This is a genomic window from Trichocoleus sp. FACHB-90 (genome assembly GCF_014695505.1).
Classification (GTDB): Bacteria; Cyanobacteriota; Cyanobacteriia; order Cyanobacteriales; family FACHB-T130; genus Funiculus; species Funiculus sociatus.
Genome location: NZ_JACJOK010000069.1, coordinates 218,488 through 240,135 on the forward strand (window position 1 = coordinate 218,488; position 21,648 = coordinate 240,135).

The 21,648-nt window shown below is 45.6% G+C and carries 21 protein-coding genes; 17 read left to right on the forward strand and 4 right to left on the reverse strand.

Translation table 11 applies throughout. The annotated features are described in order from the left end of the window. Positions 1 to 50 precede the first annotated feature (50 nt). Together H6F74_RS20490 and H6F74_RS20495 are read right to left on the reverse strand one after the other, a co-directional pair. Positions 51 to 989, reverse strand: a complete 939-nt coding sequence (locus tag H6F74_RS20490; RefSeq protein WP_190444114.1) for a putative 2-dehydropantoate 2-reductase — start codon at positions 987 to 989, stop codon at positions 51 to 53. A gap of 115 nt (positions 990 to 1,104) precedes the next feature. Beyond that, complete coding sequence (locus tag H6F74_RS20495; RefSeq protein ID WP_190444022.1) at positions 1,105 to 1,299, reverse strand: hypothetical protein; 195 nt, start codon at positions 1,297 to 1,299, stop codon at positions 1,105 to 1,107. 116 nt (positions 1,300 to 1,415) lie between these two features. On the opposite strand from H6F74_RS20495, the gene H6F74_RS20500 reads away from it, so the two are divergent. From H6F74_RS20500 to H6F74_RS20510, 3 genes are all read left to right on the forward strand, one after another. After that, complete coding sequence (locus H6F74_RS20500; protein ID WP_190444115.1) at positions 1,416 to 2,396, forward strand: ABC transporter ATP-binding protein; 981 nt, start codon at positions 1,416 to 1,418, stop codon at positions 2,394 to 2,396. Between the two features lie 435 nt (positions 2,397 to 2,831). Further along, on the forward strand, positions 2,832 to 3,242 hold the full coding sequence (locus H6F74_RS20505) for a fasciclin domain-containing protein (protein ID WP_190444023.1): 411 nt from the start codon (positions 2,832 to 2,834) through the stop codon (positions 3,240 to 3,242). Positions 3,243 to 3,417: 175 nt separating this feature from the next. Further along, the gene (locus H6F74_RS20510) at positions 3,418 to 3,825 is read left to right on the forward strand and encodes a fasciclin domain-containing protein (protein ID WP_190444024.1); all 408 of its coding nucleotides are present in this window, start codon (positions 3,418 to 3,420) and stop codon (positions 3,823 to 3,825) included. A gap of 202 nt (positions 3,826 to 4,027) precedes the next feature. On the opposite strand, the gene H6F74_RS20515 is transcribed toward H6F74_RS20510, so the two are convergent. Further along, the gene (locus tag H6F74_RS20515; protein WP_190444025.1) at positions 4,028 to 4,903 is read right to left on the reverse strand and encodes a hypothetical protein; all 876 of its coding nucleotides are present in this window, start codon (positions 4,901 to 4,903) and stop codon (positions 4,028 to 4,030) included. A gap of 261 nt (positions 4,904 to 5,164) precedes the next feature. Continuing rightward, positions 5,165 to 5,659: a DUF4385 domain-containing protein gene (locus H6F74_RS20520; RefSeq protein WP_190444026.1), complete on the reverse strand. Its 495-nt coding sequence runs from the start codon at positions 5,657 to 5,659 to the stop codon at positions 5,165 to 5,167. A gap of 83 nt (positions 5,660 to 5,742) precedes the next feature. Between H6F74_RS20520 and H6F74_RS20525 the strand changes: the two genes are divergently transcribed. The 14 genes from H6F74_RS20525 (at position 5,743) to H6F74_RS20590 (ending at position 21,648) form a co-directional block, all read left to right on the forward strand. Beyond that, positions 5,743 to 6,204: a VOC family protein gene (locus tag H6F74_RS20525; RefSeq protein ID WP_190444027.1), complete on the forward strand. Its 462-nt coding sequence runs from the start codon at positions 5,743 to 5,745 to the stop codon at positions 6,202 to 6,204. 51 nt (positions 6,205 to 6,255) lie between these two features. Beyond that, entirely contained in the window at positions 6,256 to 6,552 is a 297-nt protein-coding gene (locus tag H6F74_RS20530; RefSeq protein WP_190444028.1) for a hypothetical protein, read from the forward strand. A gap of 61 nt (positions 6,553 to 6,613) precedes the next feature. Further along, positions 6,614 to 6,838, forward strand: coding sequence for a hypothetical protein (locus H6F74_RS20535; protein WP_190444029.1), 225 nt, complete (start codon positions 6,614 to 6,616; stop codon positions 6,836 to 6,838). 37 nt (positions 6,839 to 6,875) lie between these two features. Next, entirely contained in the window at positions 6,876 to 7,145 is a 270-nt protein-coding gene (locus H6F74_RS20540; RefSeq protein WP_190444030.1) for a hypothetical protein, read from the forward strand. A 67-nt stretch (positions 7,146 to 7,212) separates the two neighbouring features. Then, the gene (gene petJ, locus H6F74_RS20545; RefSeq protein WP_347269538.1) at positions 7,213 to 7,521 is read left to right on the forward strand and encodes a cytochrome c6 PetJ; all 309 of its coding nucleotides are present in this window, start codon (positions 7,213 to 7,215) and stop codon (positions 7,519 to 7,521) included. A 59-nt stretch (positions 7,522 to 7,580) separates the two neighbouring features. Then, positions 7,581 to 9,611 carry a leucine-rich repeat domain-containing protein gene (locus tag H6F74_RS20550; RefSeq protein ID WP_190444032.1) on the forward strand — a complete coding sequence of 677 codons (2,031 nt, stop codon included), beginning with the start codon at positions 7,581 to 7,583 and terminating at the stop codon, positions 9,609 to 9,611. A gap of 374 nt (positions 9,612 to 9,985) precedes the next feature. Next, complete coding sequence (locus tag H6F74_RS20555) at positions 9,986 to 11,005, forward strand: aldo/keto reductase (RefSeq protein ID WP_190444033.1); 1,020 nt, start codon at positions 9,986 to 9,988, stop codon at positions 11,003 to 11,005. A gap of 393 nt (positions 11,006 to 11,398) precedes the next feature. Further along, positions 11,399 to 13,528 (forward strand): VgrG-related protein, encoded by a 2,130-nt coding sequence (locus tag H6F74_RS20560; RefSeq protein WP_190444034.1) that lies wholly within the window; start codon positions 11,399 to 11,401, stop codon positions 13,526 to 13,528. A 121-nt stretch (positions 13,529 to 13,649) separates the two neighbouring features. Continuing rightward, a complete protein-coding gene (locus H6F74_RS20565; RefSeq protein ID WP_190444035.1) occupies positions 13,650 to 13,946 on the forward strand; it encodes a PAAR domain-containing protein in 297 nt (98 codons plus the stop codon). Positions 13,947 to 14,153: 207 nt separating this feature from the next. Further along, positions 14,154 to 14,570, forward strand: coding sequence for a GPW/gp25 family protein (locus H6F74_RS20570; protein ID WP_190444036.1), 417 nt, complete (start codon positions 14,154 to 14,156; stop codon positions 14,568 to 14,570). Positions 14,571 to 14,661: 91 nt separating this feature from the next. Next, complete coding sequence (locus tag H6F74_RS20575) at positions 14,662 to 16,893, forward strand: putative baseplate assembly protein (RefSeq protein ID WP_190444037.1); 2,232 nt, start codon at positions 14,662 to 14,664, stop codon at positions 16,891 to 16,893. A 171-nt stretch (positions 16,894 to 17,064) separates the two neighbouring features. Next, positions 17,065 to 18,105 (forward strand): phage tail protein, encoded by a 1,041-nt coding sequence (locus H6F74_RS20580; protein WP_190444038.1) that lies wholly within the window; start codon positions 17,065 to 17,067, stop codon positions 18,103 to 18,105. A gap of 62 nt (positions 18,106 to 18,167) precedes the next feature. Continuing rightward, entirely contained in the window at positions 18,168 to 19,412 is a 1,245-nt protein-coding gene (locus H6F74_RS20585) for a DUF4159 domain-containing protein (protein ID WP_190444039.1), read from the forward strand. Between the two features lie 64 nt (positions 19,413 to 19,476). Then, entirely contained in the window at positions 19,477 to 21,648 is a 2,172-nt protein-coding gene (locus H6F74_RS20590) for a hypothetical protein (protein WP_190444040.1), read from the forward strand.

Sequence of the window (21,648 nt, forward strand, 5' to 3'; positions counted from 1 at the left end):
GAAAATAATGTATTATTAAATAATGGAAATCTGTCTGCTCAAGAAAATCTCTAATTGTGGCGATTTCTAGCATCCAAAAACTTTAGCTGCTGGTAAAGCATAGCGATTTGCGGCAAATCAACGCCCGCAGCTTTAGCAATTCTCAGCGGGTTGCCAAACATGGTTTCCACCTCCATCTGTCGCTTTTCGTCGTAGTCTATTTTCATGCTGGTGCGGTACGGCTTCATCTTCAGCGTGTAATCGAGCATCTTTTGCACAAAGCTATCTGGGATAATGCGATCGCACGCTTTAGCACCCGCCACGACTTCATCCATCAATTGCTTAACTAAAGCACAGGTGTGACTATCCGCCATCAACTCATCTGTGGTAGCATCGAGAACCACAGAAAGACCGTTGTAAGGAATATTCCACACCAGTTTTTGCCAACGCGCCAGCAGCAAATCTTCAGCGAGTTGGATAGGGATACCAGCATTTTCAAAGTCATCAGCAATCTGACGCATTCGCCCAGTTATCCCGCCGGGACTATAATCGGGCGTATATTCGCCAAGCTTAATCTCGCCATAGTCAAGGTGGTGGATATGTCCTGCGCCTACCTTATTAGAGCAGAGAAAGCACAACCCGCCGATGACACGTTGCGAACCCACAATTTCGGCAACTTCCGCCTCAACACCCAGACCATTTTGCAAAACCAAGACAACGCCATCATCTTTGACAACATGTAGCATCTGAGGTAAAAGATGATTTTGCGTAGTTTTGAGAGCGATCGCTACCACATCACAAGGTGGCATCTTAGCAGCATCTTGGTAAGCATTTACATGAGGCAGGCTGAAATCTCCGTCTGGAGACTCCACAACTAAACCATGCTGACAAACGTGTTCATAGTCGCTGTGCAACAAAAAATGCACATCCAGCCCCGCACGTTGCAGTTTAGCACCGTAATACCCGCCCAAGGCACCCGTTCCCAGGATGCCATAACTACGATTAGACATTACCTTCCGGTTGTAGAGACGGTGTAGACGAGATTTCGGTAGTGGTAAACAGGTAGTGATATTCAATGCTAAAAGCCTTGTACGGTAGGGGGTGAAAGTGGATTTATCACTACTTCTATACCACTACCGAGATTTCTACACCCAAATCGACTGGTATTTGGGCAACTTGCACTGCTTGCGGCAGTATACTTACAGGTGCGGGAATCATCTCCCGCCGGAAGTCTAGCAACTGTACCAGCAGCAGGTAGGCAAGAGCTAGAGTTATAGAAATCGCCCCGGCGACAATTGCAACTATTTTTGAACGATCCATAAGTTACCTCGAAATATTATTAACTTCATACACTATTCTTAACTGATATGAAACCAGGCAAAATAGGGAATTAATATACTTAGTTGCCACAGCTGCGATATGTCGTTGATATAGATATGGATACTGTTGTCGATAAACCAGGGGAACTCGTTACTGTCAACCGCGAACCAGTAGTGCAAACTTCTCAACTGCGAAAAGTCTATCGTACTGGCTTCTGGATGAATCAAAAAATCGAATCCTTAAAAAGCTGCACTCTGACGGTCTATCAGGGAGAAACTTTTGGCTTGCTAGGGCCAAATGGTGCCGGAAAAACTACCCTGTTGAAGACGCTGCTGGGGATTGTGCGCCCGACTTCTGGGCGGGGATTCTTGTTGGGAAAACCTGTAGGCGATCGCATCGTTAAGCAACGCATCGGGTATCTCCCGGAAAACGCCTATTTTTACGATTTTCTCACAGGTTGGGAGTTTTTACAGTTTGCCGCCGGGTTATTTCAAATCCCCGCCTCAGTGCAACGTCACCGCATCCCCCAACTGTTAGACTTAGTTGGTTTAGCCCAAGCCTCCGCCCGGAAAAAGCAAATGCGTCAGTATTCTAAAGGAATGCTACAACGAGTTGGCATGGCTCAGGCGTTAATCAACGACCCAGAACTGGTATTTTTAGATGAGCCGATGTCTGGACTCGACCCAATGGGGCGTTACCAGATGCGAGAGATTATTTTATCTCTCAAAGAGCAAGGCAAGACAATTTTCTTCAATAGTCACATTTTGGCGGAAGTCGAGCAAATATGCGATCGCGTCGCCATCCTTGCCCAAGGCGAATTAATTTGCGGCGGTTCCCTCAACGACCTCCTCGGTACAGCCGAAGCCTACCATGTCAAAGGCAAAGGCGGCAACCTGGATATACTCAAACGCTGGGTACCCGATCTAGAATTTGACCATGACGGTTGGTACGGTCATTTAAAAGGCGAACCCCAAGAGTTTCTCGCTAGCCTCCGCATCATGAACGCCCAGCTAATTGCCATGAACCTCTCTCGTCCCTCCCTGGAAGACTTCTTTATTCAGCAACTCCAGCAGCGCGGTATTCGTTCCAGTAGTTGAGTTATTGCGCCGACAACTTAACGTTAGCTTGGCGGTTGAAACCGCAGCTACACAAACAAAACCCGCCTGCGCGGGTTAAAAGAACCTTGATATTTCCTCAGTCCGCGATCGCTTTAGCGTTCCCGAAGGGTAGGCGGACTGAGTTTGTTTAGCCGCGACTTCCAGTCGCCAGGGCTTAAGTTGGCACCAAGGGGCAATGCCATGTCCCTACCAACGTGGTGACAACAAAACAACCGCCATATATTCCACCCAACTGAGAAACGCTATAAAGTCGGGGCTAAACAAACAAAATTTACGTGATCGCACCCTTCGAGAGTGCGCTGGTAGTTGCGATCGCTACCAATTTCATCTTACTTGCAACTCCAGAAAGATGCGCTCTTGCTCTTTTAACCTGTATCCCTAAACAGGATACATACTTAGAAATCATCAAAACACATGGCTGACCTTCTAGAAACTGCCGCCAACGCCGAATCTTTCACAACCCTGCTGAGTGCTGTTGAAGCTGCTGGTTTATTAGATATTCTCAAAAGTCCTGGCCCCTTCACCATCTTCGCACCCACCGATGAAGCTTTTGCCAAGATTCCCTCTGACACCATCACTTCTTGGATGGAAGACATCCCCAAACTCAAGAAAATTCTGACTTATCACGTCCTGTTTGGCGATGTCAGAACAGACAATTTGGTTGAACTAGATTCCGCTGAAACAGTTGAGGGCGGCATTGTCGGAATTGATAAAATCGACGGTGGCTTCAAAGTCAATGACGCTAAGGTTCTCCAAGCAGATATCTTAGCCGACAACGGCGTTATCCACGTGATTGATAGCATACTTATGCCAGCGCTAGTGTAACAAAAGCAACAATTGTCAGCTATTGTCTTCTCTCTAAAGACATACTTATTTGCCTCAAAACCTTGTCCTGTGGAGGGGGAACGAGTTTTGGTTCAATGTAATTTGGACGACATCATAAAACTTAAAAGTCCTTTACATTTGTTAAGGAAACGTTTTTAGGGATTAGGTGTAACAAATGGCTGACATCGTAGATACCGCCGTTAGCGCTGGAAGTTTCAAGACCCTAGTCGCTGCTGTCCAGGCTGCGGGCTTAGTAGACACCCTCAAAGGGCCCGGGCCGTTCACAGTCTTCGCACCAACCGATGAGGCATTCGCCAAGCTTCCCGCCGGAACAGTAGATTCTCTGCTGGCGAATATTCCTGAACTGACCAAAATTCTGACCTATCACGTTGTCCCTGGCAAAGTGATGTCTTCTGATGTGGTCAATCTGGATAAAGCTACAACCGTTCAAGGTTCAGACCTCACCATTGATGCTTCTAGCGGAGTCAAGGTGAATGCTGCGATGGTTGTGACACCGGATATCGAAGCTGACAATGGCGTTATCCATGTCGTTGACACGGTTTTGCTACCACCTCAAGGATAAGCGATCGCTCCTGACCAGATTAAGTAAATAAAAAGGAGGCTACCTGTGCTAGGATACCTCCTTTTTATTTGTTAAAAAATAAAAGTTTAGGTGGGTTTGAAGCAACAAAACCCTACCATTTTAAGCAATGGTAGGGTTTTGTTGTAAGTTTCAACCTACAGCGATCGCATTCTCAATCGCTTACTTTTACAAGTAACCTATATTAGCGGTTAATACAGTTGGTAGGTGCGCCTTTTGCTGATTGGCTATAGCGATAAAAACCATCTAATTTGAGTACAGCATCGCGATAGCGAATTTTTCTACTCCCGGTGGTAGCATTCCTGCCAATTTGAGTGGCTCTCGCAACTTTCAAATAACCTTGGCTATCCCAATTAACCAGTCTATTTCCTCGTGAATTTGGCGGGATATTGCGGTTCCCAATATCTCCTACCAATTCTATAGCTTCGCCGCGAACAGTTTTATTGTTGAGCGTACCGCTAACACAGGCGCTTACTTCGCCCAAAGACCTGGAATCGTAAAAGTCTCCGACTAGGCGATTTCCTCTTTTATTGAATACATAACAATAGCCTGTATCTCCGTTACCTGTGTCCGCTGAAGGCGACTTGCTACAAAATCTGTAGTCACCATTTGGTAAGCTTTGAATAGACTGAGTTGGGGTTGGGGTGCTGGATGCGATCGCTGTAATTTTAAACGGTGTACCCACCAAACGTTCAGTAGGATAGATTTCTTTTACTTCACCGCTGAATACGATTGCTTTTCCCTCTGTTTTGAAAGCATCGGGAAGATTGCAAGTAACAAATCTTGTTCCATTAACGCCTTCGGTAACAATTACATAATTGTTAGCAACCAGAGTCACCTTGCCCTTTTGACTTTTCACAGTTTGCACTGTTTTTCTAGTGTCGTAGACACACTTAGAGGGAAGTTGCGTTGATTGGGCTAGGATTTTCTGTGATGTTGTGACTGTTTGGCTTGACGCGGAAGATTGGGATAAAGCTATGACGTGATTAGCAGAAGTAATTGTTCCCAAAGTTGTCAGAGATAAGCTGACAAATAGCATTGATTGACGATGAATACGCATTTTGATTGTTGTTGCTAAACTAATTGTGTACTACACCAATGTAGAAAACGTTTCCGAAAAAGTTCGGTTGATTGTGTGTCAATATTTGAACTGACATAAAGGATTAAGTTTTACCTTGGGGAAACTAGAATTGCCCTGTAAGAAAAAAAACTGCATACACAGGTGTTAAATCTATTTGTAGAGACACGAGTCTGTACAGTCCGCGCAGGCGGATTTGGTTTGTGCGGTTGCGAATTCTATTCGCTGGGGTTTATTTTTATTTCATCCTTGCTCGTACATCTGTTTATGCTTTGCTAAAAGCTGTAAATACTTCTCATTGGTCTTGGCTTGCATCCATTTTTCTTTGAATATTGCCGCAGATTCAGCTTTCACCGGGTCTACTTCATTTGGTAAAATATCTTTTCTGGCTGTAAGCTGGGCTTCTTTAGAATCTTCTTTTTGAGGATTTGACTTATATTTTCTGCCGCTTTTATGATTGGCATAGCGACGTGATCGCGTATAACCCATTTGTAAAAACTTCCGCGCCATATCCGCCCCAATAAAATCATCCTGCTCCAGATAATCCAGAAACAATTGGTAGATTTTTTCGCTAGACTCCCTAGCGATATCCGGAGTTTTAAACCGCCAATGGGGAAGGATTTCGGCTTTGTATGGCTCCACCAAAAGCACCCCTTGTTCGCCCTTGCCAACTCGATAAAGTTCAGGGCGATCGCGAAAATTGATATTTTTGAAATCCAGAGAATAATCAAACTGCATAATTAATTTTTAATTTAAAATAATAAAATTAAAGATAAAAGTCTAGCTTCTATCTTAAGTAATGAAAGGTTGCGATTACTACCATGCTTTCTAGCCCTCAATCTCAGAATATTGCTCTTACCCCAGGTAATCTGCGTCGAGTACACCATATAGCCTTGAACGTTCAAGATATGCAAGCTTCCCGTCACTTCTACGGAGCTATACTTGGTTTACACGAACTGACAGGCGAAGAAGTTCCCGCAACATTGCGATCTCTTGTGACAGATGGAAAAGTGACCAACTTCGTCACCCCAGATGGCACCGTCCTCGATCTGTTTTGGGAACCGGAACTGTCACCGCCAGACGGAAACCCCCATCGCGCTTTTACCCGCGCCAATCACCTTGCCTTTGACATCGATCCGCAATTGTTCGACCGCGCCGTCGAGGTGCTAAAGCAAAATCAAGTGCAGATCGATCATGGCCCGGTTAGTCGCCCTACCGGACGAGGCATTTACTTCTACGATCCAGATGGGTTTCTCGTCGAGATCCGCTGCGATCCAGAATAAATTTAAGCTTGAAAGTCTTACCTTTGTCGCTGATGATAAGAAAAGTGCCTGATGGGAGTTAAACCAGTGCAGCAGCTATTTAAGGTAATCGAGGAAATATTTACCAAGCCTCCGATAAAATTTGAGCCAGAAAAACACACGCTAAAAGCGTGGGCAATGTATTGTCTTAGAGACAAAGGCTTTAAAGTAGTCTACGCTGAAAAAGCCGACTTTGCGGTTGAACCTAGGAACGGAGAAAAGATATATTTTAAGGTCACAAATAGTTCAGATGATTTAGACAATAAATTGGCTTGGATAGTCTGGGATAACTCCACTAACAGCGCCAAATTAATTGCACCTCAACAGTAAAATTCCCTTCCACATCTACAGAGTGTACTGCAACCAAAACAATATTAATGGAGATTAAATTATGTGGCTGGTAACTGTCACCTGCTCAGGCGATGACTGGAAACGACATGGGAAGGAATTTTTAGCGATCGCAGACAAGTATCAAAATACTTGTATTTCTTCCAAAAAAATGCCCGATGGTAAGCGTTTCATGGAATACCAGGTTGAAGATGTGGGGGACGCGGAAGCCTTCCAAGACGAGAGTTTAACCCTGGAAGGATTTTCGGCTTCCTTTGAGTCACTTTGAGGAATGACAAACTAAGAAAGCCCAGCAGCACAAAGTTATGTTTAGAGTAATAACGCCGGGATTCTCCCAAGAGTTTGAAAGATGGACGGACGCATTGAATACCGCTAAGTCTCTTCAACCAAAATGCAAAAGTTTGTTTCAAGATATCCGAATTCTTGACGGTGAAGATGTGGTATGGGTATATAGCCGTTCTCACACTTACCCGCAGTTTATTGGTGCTGGCACCTACAACAGATTGGCTATGCTATTTCTTCAGGAAGCAATGCAAGATAGTGAATCATCTGATGGAGAAAGCACGGATAATTAAAAGTAGTTTAATTTAGCTAATGATTAGGGGAATAATGTTGAATAAGTTAGGGAAAATCGCGATATTGATGGTAATAATGCTGACCATTGCATTTATTCCAAATGCTTTAGCGGCAGATACAGCTAATGGTGCCAAAATTTTCAGCGTTGAATGTGCTGGTTGTCATATCAATGGCAGCAATATTATTAGACGGGGGAAAAATCTGCAACTAAAAGCTTTAAAAAACAATGGATATGATTCAACGGATGCGATCGCGTCCATCGTCGCCAGCGGCAAAAACAATATGTCGGCATACAAAGACCGCTTAAGCGAACAAGAAATCCAAGCTGTTTCCGCTTATGTGTTAGAACAAGCTGAAAAAGGCTGGCGTTCTTAACAAGTTGCTGGTTACTGACACATAACTAAGAAACACAAATCTCAGTTGAGAGGTGATAAATGTCTGAACCACAGCAAATAAAAACTACAACTTTTAACAGCTTTGCTGACTGGTGTTTGCACAAAGAAAGCCTTTCAGAAGCAGCAAGACATACAGTTGAGGTGCTGTTACATAAAGCTGGCACTTGGGACTGCTATGAAGCGGATCGGATACTTTCATACTACCCTGAGCTGGATATCAGTCGCAATCAAATTAGCGACTTGAGTCCAATTTCTGGGTTAATCAACCTCACCCAACTGAGTCTCAGTGGAAATAAAATTACTGAATTGAGTCCACTTTCTGGGTTAACCAACCTCACCCAACTGCACCTCTATAACAATCAAATTAGCGACTTGAGTGCGCTTTCTGGGTTAATCAACCTTACTCACCTGTATCTCGGTAGCAATCAAATTACTGATTTGAGTGCGCTTTCTGGGTTAACCAACCTTACCCAACTGTATCTCGGTAGCAATCAAATTACTGATTTGAGTTCGCTTTCTGGGTTAATCAACCTTACTCAACTGTATCTTCTCCACAACCATCAAATTACTGATTTGAGTTCGCTTTCTGGGTTAACCAACCTTACCCAACTGTATCTCCACAACAATCAAATTCCCCACTTGAGTTCGCTTTCTGGGTTAACCAACCTCACCCACCTGTTTCTCGGTAACAATCAAATTACCGACTTGAGTGCGCTTTCTGGGTTAATCAACCTCACCCACCTGTATCTCGATAACAATCAAATTACCGACTTGAGTGCGCTTTCTGGGTTAATCAACCTTACTCAACTGTATCTCCACAACAATCAAATTACCGACTTGAGTGCGCTTTCTGGGTTAACCAACCTCACCCACCTGTTTCTCGGTAACAATCAAATTACCGACTTGAGTGCGCTTTCTGGGTTAACCAACCTCATCCGCCTGAATCTCGGTGGCAATCCAATCCTTAATCTAACTTTGTTGCGATCGCTTCAACAGAAATGGCGCACTCTCTCAACGAAACCGAGCGATTTTCAAAAAGCCAAAAAAGCTATCAAATTTGCCTATGCAACGATTGGCAAAGAAGCACCAGAAGTTCTTTTTTTGCCTAGTCCACACGCAGGGTGTACTCAACTATTCAACTTGCTCAAACTAGACAATACACCAGAAGAACAAAGATTTGGGAAGCTGAAATCCCTGCTCGTGTGGGGAGAGTCACTATCAAAGCAGCTCCAATGGTTTTTGGAAGGACTTTCGTTTCAAGCGCTGTGGAAGTGTATCCGGAGCGAAATAGCACCAGAGCAGACAGCAGGAGACAAAGAAGCATGGCGGGAGTTGTATGAATTAATTAATAACTCTCCAGAACTCATCGGAGCTGATTCCAGCTCTTTTAATGCAGATGATGTTTATCCAGTAACCCCCACAGAGCTTTTTAAGCAAATCTACGCAACTGAATTTTATGTTTCTTCGTTAGGTGTCACTCTCGACCAAAAGACACAGGAAGCATTTGACTGTCTGAACCAGCTTTTCGAGCATTGTGGTTTGATTTTCCCGTTTGAGAAGGTTTGTGTAGTATGCGATCGCCCTACTAAAATCTCCCTCGACAACCAAAACCGCCTCCACGCCGAAGGTGAACCCGCGATTCAGTTTGCCGATGGATGGCATACGGGATATTATTATCACGGTGTAAAGTTGCCTGAAAAATATGGCAAATTGCATACTCATCAATGGCAGGCGCAATGGCTTTTAGAAGAAGACAACGCCGAACTGAGGCGAGTGCTAATTCAGGGGATTGGCTATGCACGAATTTGTCAAGAATTACAAGCAACTGAATTAGATTCTTGGCAAGAATACACTTTGCTAAAACTTGATGCTGATATTGATGGTTTCGAGCCTGACGATTTTGATGATGATGCTCCTCAAAAAGAGCCAATTCATTTGCTGAAAATGACCTGTCCTAGCACAAATTTCATTCATGCTATGCGAGTCCCACCGGATATTACATCAGCTCGTGCAGCGATTCGCTGGATCAATTGGGATATCGATCCAGAAGAATTTTCCGTGCAAACCTGAAGGGTTCAAATTTATTTTTTTATTGCGTTTCCTTGTTGGGTGAAATATATTGCGGTTCTAACGTTCGGTAGGGGCATGGCAATGCCATACCCCTAGAAAGGTATCGCACCCAACCCTTGAATTGCTATAAATAAGTTAATTAAATGAACAATTATGCAAATAATGTTTTTTATGTCAATCTACCTATTGAAAATTTTTCTTCTGCCCACAGACCGCTAGGGGTTTAAACCCCTGGCTCATAGTTCAAGTCGGTTAAAACTGACTAAAAAACTAAATCAGAGTCGGTTTTAACCGACTTTAGCTATTAGCCCGGAAATTAATTTCCGGGCGTTACAATAATTTTGGCAATATCATAAAACTAACAAAGTGTCAAAATGAATCTACCCGAATCAAGCAGACTGCAATTTACCCCAGATTTGAATATCTGCCGCGTACTAAATGGTATGTGGCAAGTATCAGGCGCTCACGGACGAATTAACTCAAAAGCCGCCATCCAAAGTATGTTTGACTACATGGATGCAGGCTTTACAACTTGGGATTTAGCAGACCATTACGGCCCCGCAGAGGACTTTATTGGCGAGTTCCGGCGGCAATTGGTAGAAACCCGTGGAACCGAGGCGCTGTCTAACTTGCAATCTTTCACAAAATGGGTGCCAAGACCAACTAAAATGACGCGCAAGTTGGTAGAAGATAACATTAATATTTCCCTGCGAAGAATGGGAGTTGATTCCTTAGACTTGATGCAGTTTCACTGGTGGGATTACCGGGATGAAAACTACTTGGAAGCGCTCAAGTACATGACCCAACTTCAAGAGGAAGGTAAAATTAAGCACTTGGCTTTAACAAACTTTGATACCGAACACGTAAAAATTATTACTGATGCAGGAATCAAAATCGTTTCCAATCAAGTGCAGTTTTCTCTAATTGACCGCCGTCCTTTAGTAAATATGGTGCAGTTTGGCCAAGAAAACGATATCAAACTATTTGCTTACGGTACGCTTTGCGGCGGCTTGTTGTCAGAAAAATATTTGGGAAAACCGGAACCGCGAGGGGGAGAACTAAACACGGCTAGTTTGAGGAAATATAAAAACATGGTAGATGCGTGGGGTGGTTGGAGTTTATTTCAAGAACTACTTTCAACTCTCCAGCAAATTGCCCAAAAACACGGAGTGAGTATCGCTAATGTAGCGGTTCGTTACATTCTGGCTCAGCCAGCGATCGCAGGTGTAATTGTCGGCGCACGGTTAAGCGTGTCGCAGCATTTGGAAGACAACGCCAGAGTATTTAATTTGACGTTAGATAACTCAGATTATCAGCAGATTGATGCTGTCCTGGGACAGTCGCGGGATTTGTATCACGCGATTGGTGACTGCGGAGATGAGTATCGAAGATAACAGTCCTGTAGTAAAAATGTCCGACGACTAAAGTCGTGGCTAAACAAACAAAGCCAGCCAACGCAACCGTTGGTAGGCTTTGTTCTTTGAGTATCGAGGCTTCTAGCCTGTAGGCTTATATTTGCTGGGAGGAAGCGATCGCTTCCTCCGGAACCACAAGGAAAAAGCTTTGGATTCGACCTTTGGAGGATTGGCGAGGACGTAGAGACTCTTTTAAGCTGGCTCTCAGCTCCTTTTTTGAATTTGAGATTTTAGATTGATGTCTGTGCGGGTTAAGCCACAATAGTTCATATCACCCTGAAGGTTCAAATACCAAAATAAGAAAATTCCCCTTCAGCCTTAAATCCAAAATCAAAAATTAAAAATCAAAAATTATTTACACTTTGTATACAAATGCCACAAAATACCATCCGTTACATATCTCGTCCCCTAATCAAAATTGACGGACAAGATGCTCCGGCGGGATTGGCAGAGGATATTCTTCAAATCTCCGTCGAAGAAAGCCTCCATCTCCCGGCAATGTTTACTTTAGTCGTCCGCAATGACTACTTTCCAGGTCGCGACTCCGAGCAGCTTTGGAAGTACGACAATCTATTTACAATTGGTAAATCTGTCCAGCTAGGTTTAGCCTCCAGCACCACAGAAGATTTGGACTTTGATGAGGCACAGCGAGGCGATATTCTCAAAGGGGAAATCACCGGGATCGAAACTCACTTTTCTAGTCAATCTCAGGCACCCGTTATCATTCGCGGTTACGACGTATCCCACCGCCTGCACCGGGGACGCTACAACCGTTCTTTCCAAAACATGAGTGATACTGACATTGTGCGGCAGATTATCGGTGAAGTGGGGATGACAGCTGGCACAATTGATGAGAGTGGCGGCCCTTATGGTTTTGGCGATCCGGTTGGCTATGTTTTCCAAGAAAATCAAACCAACATGGAATTTCTGCGGGAAAGGGCGGCGCGGCATGGCTTTGAATTATTTGTGCAAGATAGCAAACTGCATTTCCGCAAACCTGTAGCAGGCGATACTTTAACCCTTAAGTGGTTACAAGAAATACATAGTTTTCAGGTGCGAGTCACCAGTGCCGAACAGGTAAGTGCTGTAGAAGTGAGAGGTTGGGATTACCAAAACAAAACAGCAATTACATCAAGTAAAAATAGTCAATCAGATGTAGTAATTACTGATACAGAACACGGCAAAGGTAAAAGCACTAGCACTAAATTTGGGCTGGAGAATCAGGCACCGAAAATGATTGTGGTAGATCAAGCAGTCTACAGTCAGAAGGAAGCCGATAAAATAGCTCAAGCCCTGTATAACGAGCTTAGCGGAGAATTTGTCTATGCTGATGCAAAAGCTGAGGGAGATCCGCGAATTCGACCGGGACGGGTAGTAGAACTATCAGGGATGGGAAAGTATAGCGGCAAATATTACGTGACCGAAACTCGTCAAAACTATCAAGACCGCTATTACAGTACCGAGTTTAGTGTCAGAGGTTTGCGGGGAGGAGATTTGTTGACAACTCTATCCCCCCAAACTCGCCTGCGACCGGGACAAACTATGTTAGTGGGGATTGTTACCAATAACAAAGATCCGAAAAAATGGGGGCGCGTTAGGGTAAAGTTTCCTACCCTGACTCCAGAAGATAATGCCAGCGCCCACGAAAGCAACTGGGCGAGAGTAGTGGGGGTGGGAGCAGGAACCACTCGCGGCTTCGACTGTCTGCCAGAGATTAACGACGAGGTGCTGGTAGCCTTTGAACACGGCGACATCCATCGCCCCTATGTGATTGGTGGGGTTTGGAACGGTAAGGATGCGCCGCCGGAAACAGTGGATAACAGTATCTCAGGTGAAGGTAAGGTACGCTTACGGACGATTAAAACCCGTGTTGGGCATAAAATGCAGTTTGTGGAAGAGGATAAAGATAGCAGCAAAGCTGGTGTCTATGTCGAGACTATAGGCGGTCATAAATTACACATGAATGACAGCGACAAATTTGTGGAAATTAAAACCACTGACGGTCATTATGTGCGCCTAGACGATCAGAATAAGAAGATCGAAATTAAGACTAAGGGCGGTCACAAGATACTCATAGACGATCAAGGTAAGAAGTTAGATATCACAACTAGCGGCGGTCAGAAGGTGCTGATGAATGACATGACCAATAGTATCAAAATGGAGGCGGTGCAAAAAATTAGTATTTCTGCGCCAATGGAGATTTTGCTGCAATCAGGCCCTAGCATTATAAAACTGGCTCCTGCTGGCATAGAATTGCAAACCTCAGCCAAGTTAAGCGCTCAAGCAGGCGGAGTCTTAGACTTAAAGTCTGGGGGTGCTGCCACTATGAAATCTGGTGCGGCTTTGTCGCTGCAATCTGGCGGTGCTTTGTCGGCGCAGTCTGGTGCGGCTGTGAGTGTGCAGTCTGCGGCGGCGCTGAGTTTGCAAGCGGGTGCGGCGGTGGCGATTATGGCAGCTGCCACAGCTAGTATGACAGCGCCTTTAATTAGACTGAACTGTTGATATGGTGTGATATAGTGCGCGATCGCTACTAATCCCTACTAATGGCTAATGGCTAATCATAAAAAATTCCCCCACAATCGACCAAATAGCAATTAGCCCCATTAGCAGAAGGAAGATTGCCATGTTACCAGTAGCAGTAATCGGTGATGTCGCTGGCGGTAGTCCCATTATTGGCCCCGGCGCACCAACCGTGCTAGTTATGGGACGACCTATCGCTTGTATGGGAGATGCCGTCGCAGGCCCGACAATAGCCACTGGCGTTCTAGCTATGCCTTGTTCTGTCACCGTCCTGGCTTGCGGTCGTCCAGTAGCTCACATGGGTACTATGGCTGTGGGAGTGACTCCCCCCGCCCCCGTTCCAGTTCCCATTTCTTTACCTGTTATTGCCACGGGAGCCACCGTATTAGTTATCCCTTAATCGCTCATGGCGATTTATTTTCTTCCAAGTATTGACTTCCCCTTTTAAGGAACGAAACCCAGCACTGTGTTCGGTTTCGTTCCAATGACTCAACCTACAACTTAGTAATTCTGAAGCGTTGTTAAGAGTAACTCGACTTTTGGCGAATACTCTTGGAAAGAGCAGCTAGAGTAAAGTGACTGCGATGCTAGGCAAAAAGTCACTTGTATGCCAGAAGGAACTGATAGGCAGCACAGCCACCTGGGTACGGGCTGGTCTTTCCCACTACGGGTGAACGTACAGGGAGGGCTTCAACTCAGTTCGGCAGAGCGAAACATCGAAGAGTCGATTCGGATTATCCTGCAAACTCAGATAGGTGAAAGGGTATACCGACCTAATTTTGGATCGCGTCTGTCGGAAATGGTCTTTGCACCCATGAACACCCAAACCCTGCTGCTGTTGCGTCTTCACGTACAGGAAGCTCTGGAAATGTGGGAGCCTCGCATAGTTCTGGATGTGGTGCGTACTGAACCCGATCCGATTCGCGGCCGCGTGGATATTATTATTGAGTACCACGCTAAGGGCAGTTACGATCGTGGGAGCTTGGTTTATCCTTTCTACCTGAACGGGGCGAATGATAGTTAAGAGATGAGCAGTTTTGAATTAATAACTCTTAAGTGTTAATTCCTCGCCTCTTAACTTTTAGCAATTACCTATTACCTATTAATTATTAATAATGGATTTTGATTTTTTACCCAAGTTACCGAAATCCGATTTAGACGATCGGACATTCAAAGATTTAGTAGATGAGTGCATTCTGCGGATTCCTCGCTACTGTCCAGAGTGGACGAATTACAACCCCAGCGACCCTGGAATCACCCTAATTGAGCTATTTGCGTGGCTGACAGACCAAATGTTGCTGCGGTTTAATCAGGTTCCCCGTCGCAACTATGTTGCTTTTCTAGAGTTATTAGGGGTTCGCCTGCAAGCTCCGGTTCCGGCTCAGACAGACTTGACTTTTTACCTAAGTGCTGCATTGCCCGATCCGTACACTATTCCATCTGGGGTGGAGTTGGCAACATTGCGGACAGAAACCGATCCGGCGATTGTTTTCAGCACCGATCGTCCGTTGGTGATTGGTAAGCCTAACATCCGCCACTTTCTGACGGCGCAGAGTGTGGAAGATACACCCCAGATGTTGCGCGATCGCTTCACGAATCTCTGGACATTCCGACCTAATGGCGAATGGGCGGGTACAAATCTCTCGATCTTTGACGACCAACCCCAGCCGGGAAATTGCTTTTATCTGGTGTTCAACCCAGAGGACGAGTGCGAAGGTAATGTTCTAGCACTCAAATTCAAAGGCGAAGCAGCTACCTCCACTGGCATTAACCCGGAGGCTCCTCCCCGTCGCTGGGAAGCTTGGAATGGTGCCTATTGGCAGCAGGTTCTGTTGCAGGAATCAGATGATAGCACCAAAGGATTCAGTTTTAGCGAAATCGATCGCACTGGCAGCAATCCCATCCAAAGCGCAGATGTAGTCCTGCATATGCCCCAGCGCTGGCCCGTGTCCCACTTCCTCACCTATCAGGGGCGGTGGCTGCGTTGCGTATACAGTCATATAGACACTACGCAACCAGGTTACAGTAATTCCCCCCGAATTGTGGGTCTGTCTGCCAGAGCGATTGGCGGCAGCGTGGGTGCTTCTCAAAGTGAAATAATTAGAAATGAACTTCTGGGAGAGAGTGACGGTTCGCCCGGTCAGACTTTCCAATTGCAGGGGGTTCCCATCTTGACTCGCCGGGAAGATGAATACATTTTGGTGAGTCCGCCGGGAGCATTACCCCAAACTTGGACAGAGGTAAGTGATTTTGCCGAATCTGGTTCCCAGGATCTGCACTACACAATCGATTCGCGTACCGGGTTGGTTCAGTTTGGCCCCTTGATTCGAGAGCCAGCCCACCTCCAGCAGCAGACGCAGTTGCGTGCTAGGACGCAAACGGCTGGAGACTGGGGACGTGCTGCGATCAATTCCCAATCCCCAATGCTGAATGCCCAAACCCCAATCCCCGCAGACGTGCGATCGCTAGAACGTCAATATGGCGCAGTACCTCCCAAAGGTTCCGTGATTCGCATGGTTGCATATCGCACAGGCGGCGGTCGCAAAGGAAATGTCCAACGGGGGACAATTACCGTACCAAAGTCAGCGCTTCCCTACGTTGCCAGAGTAATAAATCATACACCCGCCCGCAACGGAGCCGATGCCGAATCTTTGGAAGATGCGGTAATCAGAGTGCCTGCAATGCTCCGAACTCGCGATCGCGCCGTCACCCCAGAAGACTTCGAGGTACTGACGCTACAAGCTGGTGGCGGTGCCGTTGCCCGCACCCTGTGCTTGCCACCAAGTACCAGCGAACAAGCCGGGACAGTACGAATGCTGCTGGTGCCGCAAGCAAATACAGATGCGATCGCGCAAGGCGTTGGCATTCACCCCGATTTACTTTCCCTCACTCCCCAACTCAAAGAACAAATTCACGCTTACCTGGACGAACGCCGACTACTGGGAGTCCACGTACAACTGCAAGCACCCGAATATGTCGGAGTCGCAGTTCAAACCGAAGTAGCACTAGAGCCAGAATACAAAAATCCCCGCGCCCAAGAAGACATTCTCTTAAAATTGCGCGTCGCTTTGTACCGCTTTTTAAATCCACTTACCGGAGGCATGGATGGCACAGGCTGGCCTTTCGGTCGTCCCGTCTATCCTTCAGATATTGTCACCTTATTTCAGCAAATCCCCGGTGTGCGTTATTTAGGTGTTGTCCAGCTGTTTGAGTTGCGTAAGCAGGAACAAACTTGGGTGCGAACATTACCCCAAAACCCCGTCATCGATCCGGGCCCCCTCGGTTTAGTCTGTTCTTGGCAGAATAATCGACTGCGCTCCGGTCACGTCGTTAATATTATCCAGTAAATACCTCAACTTGTAGTGCAAAGAGGATTAAGGTATCAGAAATGAGGAATGAGTATGAACAAGGAAAGTTAAAAGCAACACAGGAAAAAGTAAAAAAATCGAAATTTCTACTTATTCCTCACTCTTTTACTGTTTTACTCAGTCCTCACTCCTCCTTACTCAGTTCTGACCATGACTCAAAGCACTTCCCACAGTAAAATTCTCCGCCTGCAACTCACCCCCATGCAGATCAGTCAAGCGATCGCGCCCGTGGGAAATGCTTTTGATCGTCCGCAGTTGATGAGTGGCGGCGTAAATAGCAGGCAAGTTACCAGTTGCGATCTGGTTGTGCATCCTAAAGAACCAAGTGAAATGGTTGTGCAGCTAGAAAATTTGGGAAGGCGTAACTTACAAGTCAACCTGGAAATTGAGGGCTTCCCGCCACAGTGGTGTCGCATCGGTATGGAAGGACACGAAATTGCTCCCGGTCAGCAGATGGATGCAGTTTTATACTTCCAAGTTCCAGCAAACTTCTTTGAAAATAATGAATCTTTGGCGACGGATGAAACCCTGGTAGTTGATTATCAGAGCCGTCTTTATGTTTATTACGTAGAAGAAGGTAGTGGCAGGCAACAAATTGAATCCGCAGCCTTTAACCTCTATATACGTCCTCGCAGTCTCTACCTGAATTTTTTGCCAGCACTCTATCAAGAAGTAGACTTTATTGGTCGCTTCTTGAAAATTTTTGAGGAGACTTTTGAACCCGCAGTGCAGTCTATGGATGCTCTGTGGGCTTACCTAGACCCCTTGACTGCGCCTGCGGCGATGCTACCTTTTCTCGCCCACTGGGTAGCTTGGCCCATGAACCCCCCCTGGAGTCTAAGCAGGCAGCGCTATCTAATCCGACAAGCTGTGGAACTTTACCGCTGGCGCGGGACAAGGCGGGGTTTGCGCCACTATCTGCATCTCTATACAGATTTGCCCTTAGACGACCACATACCCCAAGAAGCTGAGAAACATATTTGTATTGAAGAAATCTTTGGTAGAGGTTTTGTATTAGGAGAAACACACCTTAGCGAAGATTCTATGCTAGGCGGCGGGCGACCGTATCACTTTATTGTACGTCTGCGTCCTGACCGACTCGAACAAATTGATGAAGGATTAGTGCGCCACATCATTGAACAGGAAAAGCCAGCTTTTTGTACTTACGAACTTACTATCGAAACAGGTTAAGGGCTAATAGTAACAAAAAAGCAATTAGCAATTAGCAATTAGCAATTAGCAATTTAGCAACTATGTTTCCCCCACCATCCACCAACCCCTTAGAGCGCTTACACGTCACAGACGGTCTACTAATGAACGCCGACCGCTGGCGGCGATCGCATGAGTACCATCGACAGCGCCAAAATATTCATTATCAGTCCTTGAATCAGCCAGGAATTGTCTCTGGTTTAGGCGTACATTTGATTTCAGCGCCAGCAGATGTCGCGCCGCAATTCCGGGATGGACGTTGGCTGCAAATTCAGCCGGGAATTGCCATAGATTTAATGGGAAATCCGATTGTAATTCCCGAACCAATTGAATTTCGGGTGTCGGGTGAGATGGCACAAAATCCCCAAATGGTTTATTTGGTGGTTAGTTATGTAGATCCAGAGAAATTGCGTCGGAAAGAGTCGCGTGAATTTGAAAGAGAAACTTTTAGAATTGACGAAAAAATGACTCCGCCTAGTGATTTGGAAGTTGAATTGTGTCGAATTCTCCTGCAACCAGAGGCGGAACAATTAGAGAATCCCAAGGATGTATTTTTCCCGACAGTTAATAGTTTAGATTTGCGCTACCGAACAGTTGCGCGATCGCGTCCAGCAGCAGTTGTCCGAGTTGCCCATATAATGCGATCGCAACCCGCCGACGAGCGCAGTTTTACTAATCTTTCCTATTTGCTAGATTCTGTTGCTGCTCTTTACCCAAGTTTACAGGGAGAAGACACAATTGGACGAGTAACTTTAGCAGACTCTAAAATTTCAGATTATGACCTACTTTACCTAACTGGTAAGCGATCTCTTTATCTGAACCAACAAGAATTTGAAGCTTTGAGAAATTATTTAGATACAGGCGGTATTCTCCTAGTAGATGCTCCCACAGATGCCATAAACCTGATAGAAAGTGTCATGGCTATCACCCAACAACTAGGAACACCTCTAGAAGATATCAAACGCCTGAGTCGAAACCACCCTTTACGCACCAAGCCTTTTTTATTTGCAGCGCTACCTACATTGAATAATCAGCAAATTCAAATAGGTTATGGGGGAGGAATCATTTTAGTAATTGGCGAACTGTCAGCAGCTTGGGGATTAGATGACAAGCTTCTCCTGTCGCGAGAAACCATCCGTACCGCCCAAGAACTAGGAATTAACCTTCTACATTTTGCCCAAGCTCGAAGACAAATGACGCAGTTAATACAAGCAGGAAGTGTAGTAGCGATCGCTCCGGAAACGCCTGTTTCTAAAAGGCAAGCTATTTTTGACAAACTCCAATTTTAAATTAATCATAAGCAACCCAGGCAAGTTGCCTGAGTTATTAGGCATTTCTTACTAACAAAAAACTATGGCAAAGAGTTTTATTAGTGCAAGTATCTCCACACAGGTACTCAGATTAAAGCCAGGAGGAAACACAGCTTCCTTTGAAGTAAGTGTTACCAATGAAAGCGAACAATTTGCGACTTTTCAAGTAGAGCTTCTAGCCGCTGGTACCGATGGTAACTTAGGTTCTCGTTGGTACAACCTTTCACCAGGAATAAGCGCTAAAAAACCGCCAGGAGATAGTACAAAATTTTATGTGACTATTACCGATACACCTGTTCCGGGGTTTGTCGGCAAAATGAATATCACAGTACGCATTTTCTCCCTGGAACTGCGGGAGGAAGAAAGACAACTTTTACGTCTAGCGGTTGAGCAGGGAATCGGATCTATACCGATGCAGCTGGAACTGCCAGTCCGAGAATTTAAAACTCATCCGACAGACCTGCTAGAAATACCAGTCCGCGTTTATAATCCCAGTCAATCACCCGCGAATGTTGTACTGCATTTGTTAGGTGTAGAACGCAGCTGGTTGATAGAGGGAACTGACCGAAAATTGCTAGTTCCTGCTGCCACCAAAACAGAGACAATTTTCTTATGCCAATTACCGAGCGCCGGACTCGCTCCCAGCGGAACATACCCTTTTACCATCGAATGCCAACAGGTAAACGGCCCCTCATCTAGTATCCAAGGGGCGATAATAGTTTCTCCTGGGGGGTTTATAGACTTCCTTTGTACCCCAGCTTTACATCAGATACCCATTGGCAACCGCTGGCAATTTAAAAACTGGAAATCGAACGCTGCAACTTATAAAATTCAATTCGACAACGCCAGCAATTTAACTCAGCAGGTGAGTGTTGAAGTCCACGCAGAAGAGCCGCGTGCCTTTAAGTTAGAGGTGATTCCTGAAAGTTCGCAACTAGCTCCGGGTGAGACAACCGAGTTGTTGCTGGTGGCTAACAAGAAGCGGCGGCGCTGGTTGGGGATATTGCCGCAAAGATTTTTGTTTGAAGTCAAGGCTGTGGTGTCGGACGATAGATTGGATGTACGCAACGACACTCAAATCCTGAAATTGCGTGTTTTACCTGTTGTACCAATTTGGATGCAGTTGGTAGGTGGGTTTTTATTATTATTCCTGCTCTGGTGGCTCTCGTGGCTGAACCCTAAAAACCCATTTTGGGGTCACAAGGAAGCTGTTACTTCTGTGCAATTCAATGGAGTGGGCGAACAAATTGTCAGCGGTTCTAATGACCAAACTACGATTAGATGGCTGAGTGCAGGCTTTTTCAATCCATTAATCAACCAACAGCTGGGAGTAATTGGAAGAAACGAAAAGGGGGTGCGAACTGTTCGTTATAAACCTGTAGACAACGATCTGATGGCGGCAGGATTGGAAAATGGGGAAATAAAACTGTGGGATGTGTTGGGTAATGGGAGAAACCCGATAAGTTCTTTCTCCTACCAAAAAGATGACCGGGTTTTGGCTTTAGAGTTCTCGAAAGACTCGCGCTATCTGTTCAGTGGTCACGGTAGCGGTTTGGTGCTGGTGTGGGATGTGGAACGCACCAACATTAGCACGCCTAACAATCAACCTCTTCGGGGCAAGAAATTTGACTTTGCGGTGAATTCTCTAGCGCTGGTGGGGAAAGCAGGTAAAAACCTGATGATTGGCGGACGCTATAACCAATTGGTAGCGTGGAACTTAGAAAAGGACAAATGGGGGCGGGTGTCCTATCCCCGCAAAGGCGGTCAGGAAGATTACATTGTCAGCTTGGATACTGCTGAATACAACCCTAATCTTTTGGTAACTGCTGATAACCAAGGCTACATTACCTTGTGGAATATGCAACAATGCCTTGCCGAAAAGGGGCTTTGTGAGGTTTTAGATGAATGGTCTGATGGTCACGGCGGCAAACCAGTTCGTTCGGTGGCTCTGAGTGCTAATGGTTGCTACTTGGCAAGTGGCGGGGATGATGGAAAAGTGATGCTTTGGTATCTGACGGCTGAAGGTAAGCGCGATCCGCAATTCTCGAAAGGGAAAAAAATCGATCAGTCTTTGAAGGAGTCTGAAAAGATCAATAGTGTTGATATTAAGCAGACAGGGAAATATATTTTAGTGGCTAGTGGAAGTGATGATCATGAGGTGAAATTAGACCGTGTGGAGCGACAACGTAACGCGCAGTGCGGGAACCAGGAATAG